Source organism: Rhodococcus sp. GXMU-t2271, from assembly GCF_041414735.1.
Taxonomy (GTDB): Bacteria; Actinomycetota; Actinomycetes; order Mycobacteriales; family Mycobacteriaceae; genus Rhodococcus; species Rhodococcus indonesiensis.
Genome location: NZ_JAUIZP010000018.1, coordinates 136,187 through 152,181, shown reverse-complemented (window position 1 = coordinate 152,181; position 15,995 = coordinate 136,187). Strand labels below are relative to the sequence as shown.

Genomic DNA, 15,995 nt, shown 5'->3' with positions numbered 1-15,995 from the left:
GACACATGATCATAGGTTCAGGACGTCGCCGGCCCGGTCCGCGTCCCGCCATCCCGGGAGGTCCGACCCCGCCGCCCACGTCGAGTGGGTGCCGCTCGAGACCCGTTCGGGCAGTCGGATCCGCGCGAGCGGTCCGTCCGCGGGTCGCTGTGCGTCGAAGACCAGGCATTCGGACCGGTCCCGGTTCATGTCGGTGGTGATCGTGATCAGGTAGCCGTCGTCCTCGCCCGCGGACCCGGTGCGGGGCGCCATCACCGTCTCGCTGCCGAAGACGCCCTCGCCGAACGAGTAGTGCTCCTCTGCGCCGGTCTGCACGTCGTGTTTGACGAGCCCGTCGAAGAGGAACCAGCCCGGTACCCCCGTCGCGGCGTAGGTGTAGCGGTGACGGACGCCGCCGTGGTGCGGATTGATCATTCCGAATTCGGTGACGGACTCGGACACCCGCTCCTCGGTGAGCGAACCGGTGCGCAGGTTCAACCGCCAGCGGTGCAGGTGGGTGCCCATGCGGTCGAGCGCCAGTGAGCGGAACAGCCGCCGGTAGATCGTTCCGGTGCCGTCGTCCGGCGGTTCCGGCGTCTCCTGATGGAATCCCTCGAGCACGATCTCGTCGCCGTCCTCGTAGGCGTTGGTCCAGTGCAGCACGTAGGTCGGGTCGGCGTCGAACCAGGTGATCTGGTCCGCCCGGCCGCGCCGGGGTATGACGCCGAGCCGCATCGGCAGGTCGGGGTGGTAGCGCGGCACGTACTTACCGCATGCGAGAGCCTCCGGGATCCAGAACAGGGGGCAGTCGTTGAGGATCGCGTAGTTCTCGGTGAACGCCATGTCGTGGGGCAGGCGGGGGCCGGGCAGGGGAACGTCGACGTAGTGCACCAGCCGGTCCTCGGCATCGACCACGCCGTAGTGCATGTACGGGGCATCGGTGCCGTAGTTGAAGAACAGCAGTTCGCCGGTGCGGGCGTCGGCCTTCGGATGCGCGGAAACGCCCCAGTCGGAGGGAAATCGGCCGTCCCACGTGGCCTTGCCGACGGTCTCGAGTGTGGTCGGGTCGAGGCGGTAGAGGTCGCCGCACTGCCAGAAACTGGTCAGGGCGACGCCGCGGTGCACGGTGACGTCCGTGCTGGAGGCATCCTTCATGCGGCCGCGAGCGCCCCAGCCGTCCTGGCGGATCGAGTTCTGTGGCCGTTCGGCGATGCCCGCCCACAACGGGCCGCCGGCCTCCTGCTCGGCCAGGAAACCGTCGGTCCTTACGAATCTGTTTCGGTAGAATGCCTTTCCGTCTCGGAAGCCGACGACGTGCACCATGCCGTCCCCGTCGAACGGATGGTAGAGACCTTCGAGTGCCGGGTGCGCCGGGTTCTCGGTGTTGCGCAGGTAGACGCCGTCCAGGTCGGCCGGCAGGTCGCCGACCACCTCGAGGTCGTCGGCGCGACGCTCGGTGTGCTGCGGACGCCACGGACCGGTGCGGTACGGGTGGTCGTCGTCCGCGGGCAGGGTGGACAGTGCCCGTCCCAGGATCTCGAGTTCCATGGATGTCCTTTCAGCCGACGACGAAACTGACCGTGGTGGTCGTGCTTCCGCCGATGTTCAGGGTCGCGGCTCGTGCGGCGCCGGGGACCTGGTAGTCGCCGGCGCGCCCGGTGATCTGGCGGTGGCAGTCGAGCAGCATCCGGACTCCGGTGGCGCCGACCGGGTGCCCGCCGCCGAGGAGTCCGCCGCTGGGGTTCACGGGGATGCGGCCGCCGATCTCGAGGTCGCCGTTCTCGATCGCCTGCCAGCTCTGTCCGGGGGCGGTGATCCCGAAGTGGTCGACGGCGAGGTATTCGCCGACGGTGAAGCAGTCGTGTGTTTCGATCAGGTCGAGGTCCCGGACGCCGCCGATGCCGCTCCGCTCGAACGCGTCGACGATCGTGGCGCGCACGTGCGGCATGACGAGGGGATCGTCGCCGCCGCGGGTGAGCTTGCCGGACAAGGACAGTCCGACCGTGCGATGTCCCCACCCGAGGATGCGGGTCATGTCGTCGACGGTGCGGGGGTGCCGGCTCAGGTAGCGGTTGCTCAGCAGCACCACGCCCGCGGCCCCGTCCGTCAGCGGACTGCAGTCGGCCCTGCGGAGTCGTCCTTCGACCACCGGATTGGCGGTCTCGTCCGGGCCGAAGCTGCCGGGCCCGTAGGTCCGGTTGCGGGTCTGGGCATTCGGATTGGCGCGCGCATTGCGGATGTTCAGTTCCGCGATCGCCCACAGGTGCTGGTCGTCCAGGCCGTAGCGGCGGTCGTACTCGTCGGCGATCCTGTCGAACATGTACGGCCACATGTACTTCGCCTCGGCGCCCTCCTGTCCCACCCAGGCCGCGGCATCCATGACCCGGGTGCCGGCGTCGCCGGGGACGCACCGCTCGAGTTCGACGCCGAGGACGAGGGCGCAGTCGTAGCGCCCGGCCTCGAGATCGGCCGTCGCGGCGAGCACGGCCAAGGAGCCGGACGCGCAGGCCCCTTCGTGCCGGGTGGCCGGGATCCCCCACAGTTCGGGCAGTACGGAGGCCGGCATGCCGCCGAGGTGTCCCTGACCGGTGTAGAGCTGTCCGAAGGCGTTGCCGACGTGGATCACCCCGACGTCGGCGGCGTCGATGCGGGCGTCGCGCAGCGTTTCCGTCACCGTCTCGGCGACGAGGTCCGCGACGGTCAGATTTTCCCGGGTGAGATTCCGCGCGAAGTCGGATTGATATCCACCGGCGATCCATACGCCTTCAGGGTTCACGCCGCTCACCGCCTGGGTTCGACCGTCCGTGGTTTCAACTACAGTAAACAGAGTGACTGGTCCGGCGCAACGGTGCGCGCCGTCGGGAACCGGGCACCCGGCCGTCGCGTCCCCGGCGGCTCGAGTCCCCGGTGTCAGGCCAGGCCGGAGAGCGGCGGCGCGGAGTTCTCGTCCCGCCACCCGATCGCCTCGACGAGATCCGTCAGGTCGTAGTCGGGTCCGCTCACGCCCACCGTGAACAGCGTGACGCCGGCGTCGACCAGCGCGGCCGCGTTCTCGACGCCGCGCCACGGCACGGACCGTTCGATCTGGTTCGGCGAGCGGCCGACGTCGGCGCAGCGCGCGGCGAGGATCTCGGCCTTCTCCCGGTGGGTGTCGAGGTCGCCGAAGCTGTGCCAGATGTCCGCGTACTGCGCGACCAGCGGGATCGTCTTGCGCGGTCCGCCGCCGCCGATGAGCAGCGGGATGTGCCGGGTGGGTTGCGGCTCGAGCTTGCCGAGGCGGGCGGTGATCCGGGGTAGGTACTCGCCGAGCAGTTTCAGCCGGGAGCCCTTGGTGCCGAAGTCGTAGCCGTACTCGACGTAGTCCTTCTCGAACCAGCCGGCGCCGATGCCGAGGATGAGCCGGCCACCGCTGATGTGGTCGACGGTGCGGGCCATGTCGGCGAGCAGATCGGGGTTGCGGTAGCCACCGCCGGTGACGAGTGCTCCGATCTCGACGCGCTCGGTCTGTTCAGCCCAGGCTCCGAGCATCGTCCAGCATTCGAAGTGGGCGCCGTCCGGGTCCCCGGAGAGGGGATAGAAGTGGTCCCAGTTGAAGACGATGTCGGCGCCCGCGTCCTCGGCGCGGCGCACGGTGTCGCGGATCCTGCCGTAGTCGGGCTGGTGCTGGGGCTGGAGTTGGAGGCCGATGCGTATGGGACGGTGCATGGGTCAACGGTAGGGCCGTCGCGCAGGTCTCGCAGCCGATCCGTGGCCGCGTTCCGGTGGTGCGGCCGACGGCCCGGGCGCACAGTGGAGGAATGCGCCTCACCGAGCCTGCCGCACCCCCGACCGGGCTGCGCCGCCGATTCCTGCGCGCTCCGATCCACCTCTACCGGATCGGGCTGGGACGAGTGCTGGGCCACAGATTCCTGCTGCTGCACCACGTCGGCCGGCGTAGCGGTGCGCCCCGGCAGGCGGTGCTCGAGGTGGTGAACCACGAGGACACGTCCGGCGGGTTCGTCGTCGCCGTGGGTCACGGGCAGCAGACCGACTGGTACCGGAACCTGCGGGCGCACCCCGCGGCACGGGTCGAGTCGGGTCGTGAACGGGTCGCGGTGACCGCCGAGTTCCTCGGTCCGGAGGAGGCCGCGGAGTTCATGGCGCGGTACGGGCGCCGGCACCCGAAGGTCGCGCCGCGGTTGTGCGCGGCGATGGGGTTCGAGGTCGACGGCAGTGAGGCCGACTACCGGGAAGCAGGCCGGCATCTGCAGTTCGTGCGGTTGCGGCGTACCTGAGGCGGGTCAGCGGTCTGCCCCGGCGCGGCTCGCGAACCGCTGCGCCAGGCCCTGCAGGAACGATTCGAGTGCCAGTTCGAAGCCGTCGCGGTCGATCTCGTCCGCGTGTTCGCGCAGCCGGTGTGCTTGCGAAAGATGCGGATAGCGTTCCCGGTAGATGGCGAGATCGTCCAGGAAGCCCCCGGAGAACGAGGCGATGGCCGAGCCGACGACGAGGTACTTGATCGACGCGCCGATCAGGGTTGCGGTGCGTGGGGGCCAGCCGCACCGGGTGAGACCGCCGTGCACGGCGTTGGCGTGGTCGAGGGCGAGCTCCCGCCGGCCTGGGCTACGCGCGAGGAACGGGACGAGATTCGGATGCTCGGCGAGGGCGGCGCGGTAGGACCTCGCCCAGCGGCGCAGCGCGTCCTGCCAGTCGTCGGTGTCGAACCCGCCCACGTCGACGGACTCGCCGATCCGGTCGGCGATGTCGTCGAGCAGCTCGTCCTTGTTCGCGTAGTGGCTGTAGAGCGACGGGGCGCGGACGCCGAGCTCCGCGGCGATCTTGCGCATGGACAGTTCGTCGAGGCCGTGCTCGTCGACGAGGCGCAGGGCGGTCTCGCGGATGAGCGGGCGGCTGAGCAGCGGGGTGCGGGGCCGGGCCATCGGCGCTCCCTCCTCTTCGGATCCGGAACCTGGACAACCTAACACTGTCAGGTTACAGTCGGAGAGTAGGCAGCACCAGAGCGAACCACCCCCTCGTCCCCGCGAATCGGGTAGCGCGGCGCGGGGATCGGTCGTCGCCGGTGTTGCGCTCGCACAGGCACAACCGTGACGGAAGGCCCCCATGAACCTGAAGCTCACCGACGAAGAGCTCGCGTTCCGCGACGAACTGCGCACGTTCTTCACCACCGAGTTCCCCGCCGAGATCCGAGAGAAAGTCGCTGCCGGCCGGCACCTGGAACGCGACGAGGTCGTCCGGAGCCAGCAGATCCTCAACGCCAAGGGATTGGCGGTGCCGAACTGGCCGGTCGAGTGGGGTGGCAAGGACTGGACCCCCGTCCAGCGCCACATCTGGCTCGACGAGATGCAGCTCGCCTCCGTGCCCGATCCGCTGCCGTTCAACGCATCCATGATCGGTCCCGTCATCGCCCACTTCGGGTCGCAGGAGATGAAGGAGCGCTTCCTGCCCGCCACCGCGAACCTCGACATCTGGTGGTGTCAGGGATTCTCGGAGCCCGAGGCCGGCTCCGACCTGGCCTCCCTCAAGACGCGCGCAGTGCGCGACGGCGACGACTACATCGTCGACGGGCAGAAGACGTGGACCACCCTCGCCCAGCACGCCGACTGGATCTTCTGCCTGGTGCGCACCGACCCGGATGCGCCGAAGAAGCAGGCCGGCATCTCGATGCTGCTCATCGACATGAACACCCCCGGCCTGACCGTCCGTCCGATCAAGCTCGTCGACGGCAGCTACGAGGTCAACGAGGTCTTCTTCGAGAACGTGCGCGTCCCCGCCGAGAACCTGGTCGGCGAGGAGAACGCGGGCTGGAGCTACGCGAAGTTCCTGCTCGGCAACGAACGCACCGGTATCGCCCGCGTCGGGGCCACCAAGGTCCGGCTCGCCCGCGCCAAGCAGCTCGCCGCACAGACCCGGGCCGGATCCGGCACCCTGCTCGACGATCCGCTGTTCGCCGCGCGCCTCGCCGAGATCGAGAACGAGCTCCTCACGCTCGAACTCACCCAGCTGCGGGTGGTCGCCGGTTCCGCCGACGGCAAGCCCAATCCGGCGTCGTCGCTGCTCAAGCTGCGCGGCTCGGAGCTGCAGCAGGCGGTCACCGAACTGCTCACCGACATCGCCGGTCCCGACTCGCTGCCGGTCGGCGCGGAGGGTATCGACTCGCCGGAGTGGGCGCAGCGCACCGCCCCGACCTACCTGAACTACCGCAAGGTGTCCATCTACGGCGGATCGAGTGAGGTGCAGCGCTCGATCATTGCCTCCTCGATCCTCGGATTGTGAGCCACTGTCATGAACTTCGAACTCGATACCGAACAGGACCTGCTTCGCAAGACGGTCCGGGACGTGCTCTCGGGCACCTACGACACCGAGACCCGTAACAAGGTCGCCGACACCGACCGCGGCTGGAGCGCCGACGTGTGGCGCCAGCTCGCCGAACTCGGCGTGCTCGGCCTGCCGTTCGCCGAGGAGCACGGCGGAATGGGTGCCGGCCCGGTGGAGATCATGGCCGTGATGGGCGAGATCGGCCGGGCGCTGGCCCCCGAACCGCTCCTGAACGCGGTGTTTCTGCCGGGCGGCCTCGTCGCCGAGATCGGCACCGACGAGCAGCGCGCGGACATCCTGCCGCGCCTCTCGGAGGGCGCGCTGCTGCTCGCGTTCGCCCACGACGAGCCGGGCAGCCGCTGGCCGGCAGCCGAGGTCGCCACGAGCGCCGCCCGCAGCGATGACGGCTGGGCCCTCACCGGTCGCAAGAACCCTGTGCTGCACGGGGACTGCGCCGAGACGTTCCTGGTCTCGGCGCAGCTGCCGGACGGTGGGGTCGGGCTGTTCCTCGTCGACGCCGACGCGACCGGCGTCACCCGCACCGCGTACCGCACCCACGACGAGCGCCGCGCCGCGCAACTCGTCCTCGACTCGGCGGCTGCCGTGCCGCTCGGTGAGGCCGCGGACGCCACCGCGGCGATCACCGCCGCCCAGGTGCGGGCTCAGGCCGCGCTGTGCGCGGAGGCCGTCGGCGCGCTGTCCGAGACGCTCCGCCTGACCACCGACTACCTCAAGCAGCGCAAGCAGTTCGGTGCTCCGCTCGCCCGTTTCCAGGCGCTGACCCACCGCGCGGCCGACATGTACGTGCTGCTCGAACTGGCGTCGAGCATGAGTCTGTACGCCACCATGGCTCTCGCCGACGGCATCGTCGACCCGACCATCGCGTCGCGGGCGAAGCTCCAGGTGGGCCGGTCGGCGCGCAAGCTCGGGCACGAGGCGATCCAGATGCACGGCGGTATCGGCATCACCGCCGAATACCCGGTGGGCCACTACGTGAGCCGGCTGACCGCGATCGAGCACACGCTCGGCACCATGGAGGACCACGTGCGGGTGCTCGCCGGGTCCGTCGCGGACTACGACCGCATCGAGGTCGCCGGCATGTGACGACGCGGGCTCACTCCCGGGGCAGCAGCGTCCCCAGCGGTCCGAGGTCGATGTTGAGATCCTCGGGGGTGAGCCCGAAATGGTCGCGCAGCTCCCCCATGCGCTCCTCGAGCAGCATGAGGGTGGTGCCGATCCGCTCGATCTGCTCGTCGCTCAGGTCGCCCTCGTCCACGCGCCGCAGCGCCTGCCGTTCCATCAGTTGCCGCAGCAGCTCCACGAGGGTGAGCACGAGCGTGACCAGCCCGCGCTCGACCGACTCGGGATCGGAGTCGATACGCGGCGGAATGCCCTCGAATTCAGTCATCGGCCGGAAGCTCCAACGCGTCCCGCGGGACGGGCGGCTCGATCGCCGTGACCGACAGCGTGCTGACGGAGGAGATGAGCGCTCGCAGCGAGATCTGCACCATGTCGACGTCCGCGATCGAGAGCTTGATGTCGCCCGTGATGACGACACCGCCGGCGAGCACCCGGTCCAGCAGATCGATCAGGGCGATGCGGCGCTCGCCGTCCACGGACGGGTCGACGTGCTTCATGTGGTCTCCCGTTCGACGCCGGCGAACGAGTAGGGCGGCCACGGCCCGGTCAGCTCGAGCCGGATTCCCGGGTACTCCTTGCCGAGTTCCTCGACTGCGGTGGCGAACTCGTCCGCGCGGTCGTCGTCCACCAGGTAGGTGCCGTTGAGCACCATCCAGTCCCGGCGGCCGCTCAGCGCCGGATCCGTCGCGGCCTGCCGCCGGCCGGCGGCGGCCTGCCGCAGCAACCGGGAGTGGATCTCGTCGGCGCGGGCCGCGGCCTCGCGTTCGACGGACTCCTGCGCGGCCAGCTGCGCGCGGCGGCGGAGCAGATACGCCGTGCCCGATCCCTCGGCGCTCCCTGCGATCTGCGCTTCCGCCACCGCGTCGGCGAGCGCCTGCCGGTCGCCGTACGCCTTGACCCCCCATTCGGTGCGGCCGGTCACGAGTGTCAGCGCCGACTCGAAATCCGCCTGCCGCTCGTCCAGCAGGTCGCGCACGCGGGCGTCGTCGAGGTAGACGGTTGCCAGGCGCAGCGGGATCGCCGGGCCGCGCTGGGCGACGGCCGAGACAACCGCGTCGTGCGCCCGGGCCGTCGCCTCCAGCCATGGCATGTCCTCGAGGTGGCGCTTCAGCGCTTCCGCCCCGAACACCTCGAGCGGCACCGAACCCACGACGGCCGTGAGCCCCCCGGACCGCACGGCGCGTACCACCTCACCGGCGACGCCCGTCAGCTCGCCGAGGTCCTTCTCGGCGAGCCGGTCGTCCGTCACGGCGTACAGCCACACTCCCGTTCCGTCAGCCACGGTCCTCCTCTTCGTCACGGGCGCTCTCGACGGCCGCGCGCCGGCCCTGCCCGGCCTCGAGTTCGGCGATCCGCTCGCGCAGCCGCCGGTTCTCGAGTTCCAGCTTGTCGTCCTCCCGATCGAGCTCGCGGTTGCGGGCCTTGCTGCTGAGCCACGGATCCGATTCCCACCAGTCGATGCCCACCGCCTTCGCCGTCTCGAGCGACGCGACCACCAGCCGCAGTTTGATGGTGAGCAACTCGATGTCGAGCAGGTTCACCTGGATGTCCCCGGCGATCACGAGGCCCTTGTCGAGGACCCGTTCGAGGATGTCGCCGAGGTTCGTCGACTGATGGCCGCCCCCGTACGGCTGCGGCGACGAACTGCCCCCCACCACCGTCATCGCCGGTCCCTTTCGCCGATGTCGCTGCTGCCGCGGCCGTACCGTTTGGTCCGGCGGTATGCCAGCAGGTTTCCGTCCAGGTCGATCTCCACCTCGTAGAGGGCCAGCATGTCCGCCGACGACGGAATGCGCCGGTCCTCGAGCACCTCGACCTCCACGGTCCAGCCGTGATCCGTCGGTTCCACCGACGTGGCCCCCTGCGCCTCCTTGGACGTCAGCTCCACGAGGTGCTCGAGGGCGGCCGCGGCGGCCTGCGCTGCCGTCAGGGGTGGCAGCTCGCCCGCTTCCTCGTCGTCGTGGACGTCGCCGGAATCCTCGGGCGTGGCCTTGGCGCTCACGGGTTCTCACTCCCCCCTCGCGGCGGGTGTCGTGCCGCCGCCCGGCCGGATCATGCGGTCCAGTACCGCCTGCTGTGCCTTCTCCTTCTCTTCCTCCGACAGATGTCCGGCCGCCGCTGCCTCGTCGATCTCCTCGAGTTCCTTGCGGATGGTCGCGGGGTCGTGCATCTTCTGCTCGACCTGGTCCTGGATGACTTCGCCGAGCCAGAGCACGCCTTTGACCGGTGCCAGCGGCAGCGTGAGGATGGCCGAGATCAGTCCCATGCGTCAGCCCTCCGGTTCCCGCTTCATCACGAAGTCGTACGCCGCCATCGGGCCCAGCAGCGTCATCTCGACGCGGCCGTCCCATTCCTGTGCGAGCGAGCCGACCGCCTCCTCGAGTTCGTCCTGCCGGTCGAGTTCGACGAGGACGGCGATGTGCGCCGCGTCCTCCTCGTGGGTGGGCTGCCGCTCGTTGACCATCGGTTCGAGGGCCTCGAGGGCGTCGATCACCCGACGGGTGTCCTCGGCGCGTTTGGCCTCGATCGCCTGGTTGATGATCTCCCCGAGCGCCATTCGGGCGTCGCGGGTGGCATCCTCCGACTTGTCGCGGATCTCCTCGCGCAACCGGGCGGCCTCGGAGTTCTCGTCGAGTACCTCGCGCAGCACGGCGTTCTCGACATAGCGGCCCTTGATCACGAACTGTGCCCGGCCCTCGAGCTCGTCGAGGGCCGCCTTCAGCTCGTCGTGGTTCTCCTCGAGCAGCTCCTTCTCCACCGCCTCGGCGTCCGTCATCACCGCCCCGAACCGCAACGGCAGCACGGGCGCGACGGACGCGGAACCGTCCAGCAGTTCGGCGTGCGCCTTCAGGTCGTCGGGCGTGCCGAGGGGCCGGTCGACCGAGATCTCGCTGACGAGGGCGGCGATGTCGCCGTGGCGCACCACCGCGACGTCGCTCTGAGGCTTTCCCACGCCCTTCGCGTGCTCCTCGGGCTCCACGTCGGCCGGCACGATGCCGTAGACGTACATCGCGGTGCTCTGCCCGCCTTCGCTCTCGGGTGCCTCTGCGGCCTGATCGGTGGACATCAATCCCCCCTTCGCTTCGGTCGGCTCGCCGTCTCCCGCTTGTCCTCGACGTCGCCGAGGAAGTCCATCACCTTCTCGCCCGCGGCCTCGAGCGCGCCCTTGGTCTTGTGTTTCGCTCCGCCCTGGGTGATGTCACCGACGAGATCGGGCAGGCCCTTCGGTTCGTTGTCGGCGATCTCCAGGCGGTTCACCGCCTCGGCGAACCGCAGATAGGTGTCGACGCTGGCCACGACGATGCGTGCGTCGATGGTCAGCAGCTCGATGCCCACCAGCGACACTCGCACGAACGCATCGATGACGAGTCCCTTGTCCAGGATGGTGTCGATGACGTCGGCGAGGCCGGAGGAGTTCGGCCGGGCCATCGTGCCGCCGCCGCCCCCTCCGCCCCCGCCGCCGGCGGGTTGGATGGTCATGTGCGTGCTCCTCGCCTGGCACCCCTACGTGTGCCCGTGCGCCGTCGACGTGCCGGTGCCTCCTCCTCGTCCTCCTCTTCGGGCTCCTGCTCGGTCTCGTCCTGCAGGCCTTCGTCCTCGTCGTCCTGCAGACCCTCGTCCTCCTCGTCCTGCTCCTCGGGGAGTTCGTCCTCAGCCTCGTCCCCAGCGCCTTCGTCCTCAGCGCCTTCGTCCTCGGCGCCTTCGTCTCCGACGTCCTCCTCCTGCTCTTCCTGTTCCCGTTCCTCCTCCTCGCGCCGGGCGGTCTCGTCGTCCTTGACGACCTCGCTGTCACGGATCTCCCCGTGCCAACCCACGACATCGTCCGGGTGCAGAACTGCCTCTGTCATCACGTGCCGCTCGAAGTGCTTGAGTTCCAAGCGCGCTCGGCGACCGACAGCGCGCCACAGGTTGGCGGTCTTCTCGAACAACCCCCGCGGGTGGTACTCGAGCACCATGATGATCCGGGTCAGATTGTCGGCGAGCTCGTGGAAGGTCACCGCCCCGTCGATGTAGCCCTTGGCGCCCTTCGAGCGCCACACGATCCGATCGAACGGAACCTGCTCGAGGATCGTCGACTCCCAGTTGCGCCGGGACCAGAAGACCTTCCCGGTCCATTGCAGCTTCTCGTCGGAGGCCTGCTCGACCTGCTCGACCTTCTTCATGAATTTCGGCCAGTCGGCGAACTGCGTCCACAGGTCGTAGGCGAGGTCGATCGAAACACCGACGTCGATCTGCTCGACGATGTTGGTGAGCTTGAGCTTCTTGTTGCCGCCGCCCTTACCCTTGCCTTCGCCGCCGCCGAGGGATTCCTTGACGTCGTCGAACTTGTCCTTGGCGGTCTGCTTGACGTTCTCGAACCCGCCGCTCAGCGCCGCGGTGATCGGCGACTTGCCTTCGGCGGACTTCTGCACACCGGTTATCGCGCCGAGCAGATTCCCGCCGCCGCCCTCGGCATAGTCGTTGAGGCGTCCCGCCGTTCCGGTCACCTTGTCGGAGACCGTCGACAGGGCACGCTCGGCAAAGGTGCCGGCCAGGCCCTTCAGCGACTTCTGCAGGTGCTTGGTGGGCGAGAGATCCTGTGCCGCTTTGCCGGCGCTGCCGGCCGCCCCGGTGGCCGTCTTTCCCGCCCGTCCCGCGGTGTCGCCGGCGGTCTTACCGGCCTTGCCGGCCGTCTCCCTGGCGGTCTTGCCCAGCCGGCGGGTGGCGTCTTCGAGTGATCGCGTCATCGGACTCACTTCCTCGTGCGCCGGACCGGGGCGCGCCCGGTGGCGGATGCCTCGGCACGGGCGCTGCGGCGCCGGGGCTTCGCCGGCTCCTCGTCCTCGTCGCCGGACTCCTCCGGTTCCTTTGCCTTCCTGGCTCGGGATGTCTTGGGACGGCTCGCGGATTCGGCAGTGCGTCGCCTGGCGGCCGGCCGTCGGCGCGCGGGCTTGGGAGCCTCCTCTTCCTCCGCCCCCTCTTCCTCCGCCTCTTCCGGAGCGCCCTCTTCTTCTTCCGGCGTTTCCTCCTCCTCGGACTCCTCGTCCGGGTACTCCTCCTCGGCGGACTCCTCCTCGGCGGACTCCTCGGCCGGTTCTTCCTCGTATTCGCCTTCTGCGTACTCGTCTTCGGGCTCCTCGCCGGCGTACTCCTCTTCCTCCGACTCCTCCTCGGAAACCTTGGGACGCCCGGCGGCCCGCTGCTGCAGCCGCTCGTTGAGCGAGTCGATCCGATTGCTCGCGGCGGTGACCGCGGCCGCGCGGGCGGCGCTCATCAGCTCACCCCGCACCGAATCGGTGATCTTGACCAGTTCCGGTGAGGACCCGACCATCGAGGCCCCACGCTTGAGGATGTCCTGCGGGTTGCTGGGCAGGCGTCCCGTCAGGCCTGCCCCCGCGAGCATCAACGCCAGCCGCATCTTGTGCGTGCGACCGAGGAAGTATCCGATACTCACCCCGGCGGCGACTCGTGCCCCACCTTTCATGACCATTCTCCTTCGCCTGCACGTGGCCGCGGTTGCGGGCAGGTTTCCGGTCGCGCACGGTGTCTCGTCCGATGCGGTGGGCCCGCGGTGCGGTTCGAATGTGATGTAGCCCACACTACGCATTTCAAACATCGATTCGCTGACGATCGACCGGAATGCCCATCCGTCATGACAGGGGTGTGATAACGAACCGATCGGTATGCCCAAGGGGCGTTTCCGGGCGGTGCGCCGCGGGTATCGCAACACTCGACGGGGCGCGGATCCGTCCTCGCCGGAATCCACAAGGAGGGCACCATGGCTCACCTCGCCAACAAGGTGATGCACAAGGCCGAGGAAATGGTCGGCAAGACCCGCTACAACCTGGGCAAGCGGACCGGAAACAAGAACCTGCAGAGCGTGGGTCGGCGCGGTCAGGTCTCCGGGCGAATCAAGGGGTTCGGTGACAATCTCACGCACGCGGTAAGAAATGCCCAAGGGCGGTTCAAGAACAGGTCACATCGCTCCGATCTCCGCTGAGCCGTCATTCGCAGGCGGCGATGCCGCAGGCGCGCAGGGCGAACGCCGCCTCGGGCCCGACGATCTCACCGACCAAGGTCAGGAACCGGTCGACGAACGCGGGCCCGTGCGGCGGTTCGGTCGGATCGTCCGGATCGGACGGGTCCAGATGGTGCGCCAGCTCGTGCAGCACCACCAGCTCGCGGAAGGCCCACGCGGTGTTGGCGTGGTGATCCGGGAGTGCGATTGTGGCGCAATCGCTTTCGTAGTGGGCGGCGGCGTTTCCGGCGCGTGCCCGGACGCGTGCTCGCACCGACGCCCGCGGCCAGCGGTCCCGCACCCAGTTCAGCGCCAGCACCGAATCCACGTACGCCTGGACGGACTCGAGGGAGGCGAAGCGTCGCTCCACCGGCAGGGTGACCTGCGATCCGGCCAGCTCCACCACCCGCAGGCCGCGCTCGTCGGCCCGGTCGAACATCGTGCGTACCAACGATTCCGCCTCGTAGACGGCGGTCCTCTGGGTGTCGCGCAGCCGGGTCACTGCGGCAACCTCGGGGCCGCGGCCGGCAGTTCCGGGCCGGTACCCAGGCGCGCCTGCCGCCCCGCTCGGTCCCCGGCACGACGGGCGTCGGACGAGTGTCCCACCCCCACCGCGGGTCCGCGCCAGCTGCCGCGCGCCTCGGACGTGCTGCGGTAGAAGTCCCGCAGCTCGATCTGTTTGTCGCGCAGCGCCAGGGCCGCCCCGGGAGTGTCGACGCTCGCCTCCCGCTCGATGTCCTGTCTGGCGTCCGAGAGCCGCTGCCCGATGCGCGTCGCGAAAGCCGACTGGAAGTTCAGCCGCGCGGTGACGGCCGCGACGGGCCGGCGCACCCGCGTCCGCACCCGCCGCCCCCCGCGCGTCTCGACCACCGTGCGTACCGTCGTCTCGTCCTTGTAGGTGCCCGAACGCAGGTACGCGTCGGAGGCGCGGACCATCTGCACCAGCAGTGACGAGTACAGGGCCTCGCACACGTCGATGTCGGAGGCGAAGCCGTAGGCGTAGATCACCGTCGACGTCGTGGTGATATCGCACTGCACGTCGTTGGCGGCGGCGATCGCCAGGAACAGCTGCGCGTACGTGCGCAGCCCCTTCTTCCCGCTCTCCCCGATCGTGATCAGGCGCTGCACCGGCGTCGCCCGGCGCTCCCGGCTCGCCGTGTGGGCACGCGCGACCGCCAGATCCACCGACGCGGCCGTGGCCAGCCGCTGTGCGGCGGCGAGGAACGCGTCGGCTTCGTGGGGGTTGTCGGTGGATTCCGCCTGACGGAGCAGGCCACCGATGCGGGTCAGCATCTTCTCCGAACTCACTCAGGCAGGTTACGCCTGCCGTGGTGCCTTTCCGGGCCTGTGGCGATCCGAGAGGACACCACGGCGACGGGGTCGCCTATTCTCCTGCCATGGCCCCAGTGACCTTCGACCACGCGACCTGTCTGTTCCCCGGGTCGACCACGCCTGCCGTCGACGCGCTGAACCTCGAGATCGAGGACGGCGAGTTCCTCGTCCTGGTCGGTCCGTCCGGCTGCGGCAAGTCCACCTCCCTGCGCATGCTCGCGGGGCTCGAACAGGTGCACAGTGGGCGCATCCTCATCGGGGGCCGCGACGTCACGGCGCAGGAGCCCAAGGACCGGGACATCGCGATGGTGTTCCAGAACTACGCCCTCTATCCGCACATGTCCGTCGCCGAGAACATGGGCTTCGCGCTCAAGCTCGCCAAGACGCCGAAGGCGGAGATCCGGGCGCGGGTCGAGGAGGTGGCGAAGATGCTCGACCTCGAGCAGTACCTCGACCGCAAACCCAAGGCGCTGTCCGGCGGTCAGCGGCAGCGCGTCGCCATGGGCCGTGCCATCGTCCGTCAGCCGCAGGTGTTCCTGATGGACGAGCCGTTGTCCAACCTCGACGCGAAGCTGCGCGTGCAGACCCGCACCCAGATCGCGCAGCTGCAGCGCCGCCTCGGCACCACCACCGTCTACGTCACTCACGACCAGGTGGAGGCGATGACGATGGGCGACCGCGTCGCCGTGCTCGACAAGGGGATCCTGCAGCAGTGCGCCTCCCCGCGCGTGCTCTACAACAAGCCCGCCAACGTGTTCGTCGCCGGGTTCATGGGTTCACCGGCGATGAACCTGTTCACGCTGCCGGTCTTCGACCGCGGGGTGATGCTCGGCGACACCGCCGTGCAGGTGCCGCGCGACGTCGTCGGCCGGGTCACCGAGTCCGAGGTGGTGGTCGGCATCCGCCCCGAGCATCTCGAGATCGCACCCGACGGTCTCGCAATGGACGTCGACGTCGTCGAGGAACTCGGCTCCGACGCCTACGTCTACGGCCGCGCCCAGGTCGCCGGCCGTCCGCAGCAGATCGTCGCGCGCGGGGACTGGCGGAATCCGCCGCAGAAGGGCGAGCGGGTGCACCTGCGGTTCGATCCCGACCAGGTGCACGTCTTCACCACATCCGACGGTCGTCGCCTGGGCTGACCGGGTGCCGCGGCGCCGACACGGAACCGATCAAGGTCAGGGGGAATGCCTGCAGTTCGGTGCCCTCCATGCCAGAGTAAGGGCCGATGTCG

General features: G+C 69.4%; 21 protein-coding genes. 5 read left to right on the top strand and 16 right to left on the bottom strand.

From position 1 onward, the window contains the following. Nucleotides 1–9: 9 nt before the first annotated feature. The 3 genes from QYS60_RS07080 to QYS60_RS07070 form a co-directional block, all read right to left on the bottom strand. Complete coding sequence (locus QYS60_RS07080) at nucleotides 10–1,527, bottom strand: carotenoid oxygenase family protein (protein ID WP_371382769.1); 1,518 nt, start codon at nucleotides 1,525–1,527, stop codon at nucleotides 10–12. Nucleotides 1,528–1,537: 10 nt separating this feature from the next. Then, entirely contained in the window at nucleotides 1,538–2,764 is a 1,227-nt protein-coding gene (locus QYS60_RS07075) for an acetyl-CoA acetyltransferase (protein WP_371382768.1), read from the bottom strand. A 125-nt stretch (nucleotides 2,765–2,889) separates the two neighbouring features. Then, a complete protein-coding gene (locus QYS60_RS07070) occupies nucleotides 2,890–3,684 on the bottom strand; it encodes an LLM class F420-dependent oxidoreductase (protein WP_371382767.1) in 795 nt (264 codons plus the stop codon). A 92-nt stretch (nucleotides 3,685–3,776) separates the two neighbouring features. Between QYS60_RS07070 and QYS60_RS07065 the strand changes: the two genes are divergently transcribed. Further along, nucleotides 3,777–4,253, top strand: a complete 477-nt coding sequence (locus QYS60_RS07065; RefSeq protein WP_371382766.1) for a nitroreductase family deazaflavin-dependent oxidoreductase — start codon at nucleotides 3,777–3,779, stop codon at nucleotides 4,251–4,253. 6 nt (nucleotides 4,254–4,259) lie between these two features. Here QYS60_RS07065 and QYS60_RS07060 read toward each other — a convergent pair whose 3' ends face one another. Beyond that, nucleotides 4,260–4,898, bottom strand: coding sequence for a TetR/AcrR family transcriptional regulator (locus tag QYS60_RS07060; RefSeq protein ID WP_003934965.1), 639 nt, complete (start codon nucleotides 4,896–4,898; stop codon nucleotides 4,260–4,262). 181 nt (nucleotides 4,899–5,079) lie between these two features. Here QYS60_RS07060 and QYS60_RS07055 point away from each other — a divergent pair, with 181 nt between their 5' ends. Together QYS60_RS07055 and QYS60_RS07050 are read left to right on the top strand one after the other, a co-directional pair. Continuing rightward, nucleotides 5,080–6,252, top strand: coding sequence for an acyl-CoA dehydrogenase family protein (locus QYS60_RS07055; RefSeq protein ID WP_371382765.1), 1,173 nt, complete (start codon nucleotides 5,080–5,082; stop codon nucleotides 6,250–6,252). A 9-nt stretch (nucleotides 6,253–6,261) separates the two neighbouring features. Next, complete coding sequence (locus QYS60_RS07050; protein WP_124258481.1) at nucleotides 6,262–7,398, top strand: acyl-CoA dehydrogenase family protein; 1,137 nt, start codon at nucleotides 6,262–6,264, stop codon at nucleotides 7,396–7,398. 10 nt (nucleotides 7,399–7,408) lie between these two features. On the opposite strand, the gene QYS60_RS07045 is transcribed toward QYS60_RS07050, so the two are convergent. The 10 genes from QYS60_RS07045 to QYS60_RS07000 are packed head-to-tail and all read right to left on the bottom strand — an operon-like array spanning nucleotide 7,409 to nucleotide 12,898. Next, nucleotides 7,409–7,702: a gas vesicle protein K gene (locus QYS60_RS07045; RefSeq protein ID WP_054371770.1), complete on the bottom strand. Its 294-nt coding sequence runs from the start codon at nucleotides 7,700–7,702 to the stop codon at nucleotides 7,409–7,411. Further along, complete coding sequence (locus tag QYS60_RS07040; protein WP_003934961.1) at nucleotides 7,695–7,931, bottom strand: gas vesicle protein; 237 nt, start codon at nucleotides 7,929–7,931, stop codon at nucleotides 7,695–7,697. The genes QYS60_RS07045 and QYS60_RS07040 overlap by 8 nt, the downstream gene beginning before the upstream one ends. Then, on the bottom strand, nucleotides 7,928–8,716 hold the full coding sequence (locus tag QYS60_RS07035; RefSeq protein ID WP_371382764.1) for a GvpL/GvpF family gas vesicle protein: 789 nt from the start codon (nucleotides 8,714–8,716) through the stop codon (nucleotides 7,928–7,930). Before QYS60_RS07035 ends, QYS60_RS07040 begins: the two co-directional genes overlap by 4 nt. After that, entirely contained in the window at nucleotides 8,709–9,098 is a 390-nt protein-coding gene (locus tag QYS60_RS07030; RefSeq protein WP_119700212.1) for a gas vesicle protein, read from the bottom strand. Before QYS60_RS07030 ends, QYS60_RS07035 begins: the two co-directional genes overlap by 8 nt. Then, entirely contained in the window at nucleotides 9,095–9,436 is a 342-nt protein-coding gene (gene gvpO, locus QYS60_RS07025) for a gas vesicle protein GvpO (RefSeq protein WP_003934958.1), read from the bottom strand. The genes QYS60_RS07030 and gvpO overlap by 4 nt, the downstream gene beginning before the upstream one ends. 6 nt (nucleotides 9,437–9,442) lie before the next feature. Continuing rightward, the gene (locus tag QYS60_RS07020; RefSeq protein WP_003934957.1) at nucleotides 9,443–9,700 is read right to left on the bottom strand and encodes a gas vesicle protein GvpG; all 258 of its coding nucleotides are present in this window, start codon (nucleotides 9,698–9,700) and stop codon (nucleotides 9,443–9,445) included. A gap of 3 nt (nucleotides 9,701–9,703) precedes the next feature. Beyond that, on the bottom strand, nucleotides 9,704–10,501 hold the full coding sequence (locus tag QYS60_RS07015; RefSeq protein ID WP_371382763.1) for a GvpL/GvpF family gas vesicle protein: 798 nt from the start codon (nucleotides 10,499–10,501) through the stop codon (nucleotides 9,704–9,706). Further along, nucleotides 10,501–10,914, bottom strand: a complete 414-nt coding sequence (gvpJ, locus tag QYS60_RS07010; RefSeq protein WP_054371776.1) for a gas vesicle protein GvpJ — start codon at nucleotides 10,912–10,914, stop codon at nucleotides 10,501–10,503. The genes QYS60_RS07015 and gvpJ overlap by 1 nt, the downstream gene beginning before the upstream one ends. Continuing rightward, nucleotides 10,911–12,161: an SRPBCC family protein gene (locus tag QYS60_RS07005; RefSeq protein WP_371382762.1), complete on the bottom strand. Its 1,251-nt coding sequence runs from the start codon at nucleotides 12,159–12,161 to the stop codon at nucleotides 10,911–10,913. Before QYS60_RS07005 ends, gvpJ begins: the two co-directional genes overlap by 4 nt. A 5-nt stretch (nucleotides 12,162–12,166) precedes the next feature. Then, entirely contained in the window at nucleotides 12,167–12,898 is a 732-nt protein-coding gene (locus QYS60_RS07000) for a hypothetical protein (RefSeq protein WP_371382761.1), read from the bottom strand. Between the two features lie 294 nt (nucleotides 12,899–13,192). On the opposite strand from QYS60_RS07000, the gene QYS60_RS06995 reads away from it, so the two are divergent. After that, entirely contained in the window at nucleotides 13,193–13,414 is a 222-nt protein-coding gene (locus QYS60_RS06995) for a CsbD family protein (RefSeq protein WP_371382760.1), read from the top strand. 4 nt (nucleotides 13,415–13,418) lie between these two features. Here the strand turns inward: QYS60_RS06995 and QYS60_RS06990 are convergent, their stop codons facing one another. Further along, entirely contained in the window at nucleotides 13,419–13,934 is a 516-nt protein-coding gene (locus QYS60_RS06990) for a TIGR04338 family metallohydrolase (protein WP_371382759.1), read from the bottom strand. Continuing rightward, entirely contained in the window at nucleotides 13,931–14,740 is an 810-nt protein-coding gene (locus QYS60_RS06985; RefSeq protein ID WP_371382758.1) for a DUF2786 domain-containing protein, read from the bottom strand. The genes QYS60_RS06990 and QYS60_RS06985 overlap by 4 nt, the downstream gene beginning before the upstream one ends. An 89-nt stretch (nucleotides 14,741–14,829) precedes the next feature. Here QYS60_RS06985 and QYS60_RS06980 point away from each other — a divergent pair, with 89 nt between their 5' ends. Next, the gene (locus tag QYS60_RS06980; protein WP_371382757.1) at nucleotides 14,830–15,903 is read left to right on the top strand and encodes an ABC transporter ATP-binding protein; all 1,074 of its coding nucleotides are present in this window, start codon (nucleotides 14,830–14,832) and stop codon (nucleotides 15,901–15,903) included. The last annotated feature ends 92 nt before the right edge of the window (nucleotides 15,904–15,995 follow it).

Coding starts and splice junctions, on each gene's coding strand:
- QYS60_RS07080 (WP_371382769.1), bottom strand. CDS start 1,527: ATGGAACTCGAGATCCTGGGACGGGCACTGTCCACCCTGCCCGCGGAC.
- QYS60_RS07070 (WP_371382767.1), bottom strand. CDS start 3,684: ATGCACCGTCCCATACGCATCGGCCTCCAACTCCAGCCCCAGCACCAG.
- QYS60_RS07065 (WP_371382766.1), top strand. CDS start 3,777: ATGCGCCTCACCGAGCCTGCCGCACCCCCGACCGGGCTGCGCCGCCGA.
- QYS60_RS07060 (WP_003934965.1), bottom strand. CDS start 4,898: ATGGCCCGGCCCCGCACCCCGCTGCTCAGCCGCCCGCTCATCCGCGAG.
- QYS60_RS07055 (WP_371382765.1), top strand. CDS start 5,080: ATGAACCTGAAGCTCACCGACGAAGAGCTCGCGTTCCGCGACGAACTG.
- QYS60_RS07050 (WP_124258481.1), top strand. CDS start 6,262: ATGAACTTCGAACTCGATACCGAACAGGACCTGCTTCGCAAGACGGTC.
- QYS60_RS07045 (WP_054371770.1), bottom strand. CDS start 7,702: ATGACTGAATTCGAGGGCATTCCGCCGCGTATCGACTCCGATCCCGAG.
- QYS60_RS07040 (WP_003934961.1), bottom strand. CDS start 7,931: ATGAAGCACGTCGACCCGTCCGTGGACGGCGAGCGCCGCATCGCCCTG.
- QYS60_RS07030 (WP_119700212.1), bottom strand. CDS start 9,098: ATGACGGTGGTGGGGGGCAGTTCGTCGCCGCAGCCGTACGGGGGCGGC.
- QYS60_RS07020 (WP_003934957.1), bottom strand. CDS start 9,700: ATGGGACTGATCTCGGCCATCCTCACGCTGCCGCTGGCACCGGTCAAA.
- QYS60_RS07015 (WP_371382763.1), bottom strand. CDS start 10,501: ATGTCCACCGATCAGGCCGCAGAGGCACCCGAGAGCGAAGGCGGGCAG.
- gvpJ (WP_054371776.1), bottom strand. CDS start 10,914: ATGACCATCCAACCCGCCGGCGGCGGGGGCGGAGGGGGCGGCGGCGGC.
- QYS60_RS07005 (WP_371382762.1), bottom strand. CDS start 12,161: ATGACGCGATCACTCGAAGACGCCACCCGCCGGCTGGGCAAGACCGCC.
- QYS60_RS07000 (WP_371382761.1), bottom strand. CDS start 12,898: ATGAAAGGTGGGGCACGAGTCGCCGCCGGGGTGAGTATCGGATACTTC.
- QYS60_RS06995 (WP_371382760.1), top strand. CDS start 13,193: ATGGCTCACCTCGCCAACAAGGTGATGCACAAGGCCGAGGAAATGGTC.
- QYS60_RS06980 (WP_371382757.1), top strand. CDS start 14,830: ATGGCCCCAGTGACCTTCGACCACGCGACCTGTCTGTTCCCCGGGTCG.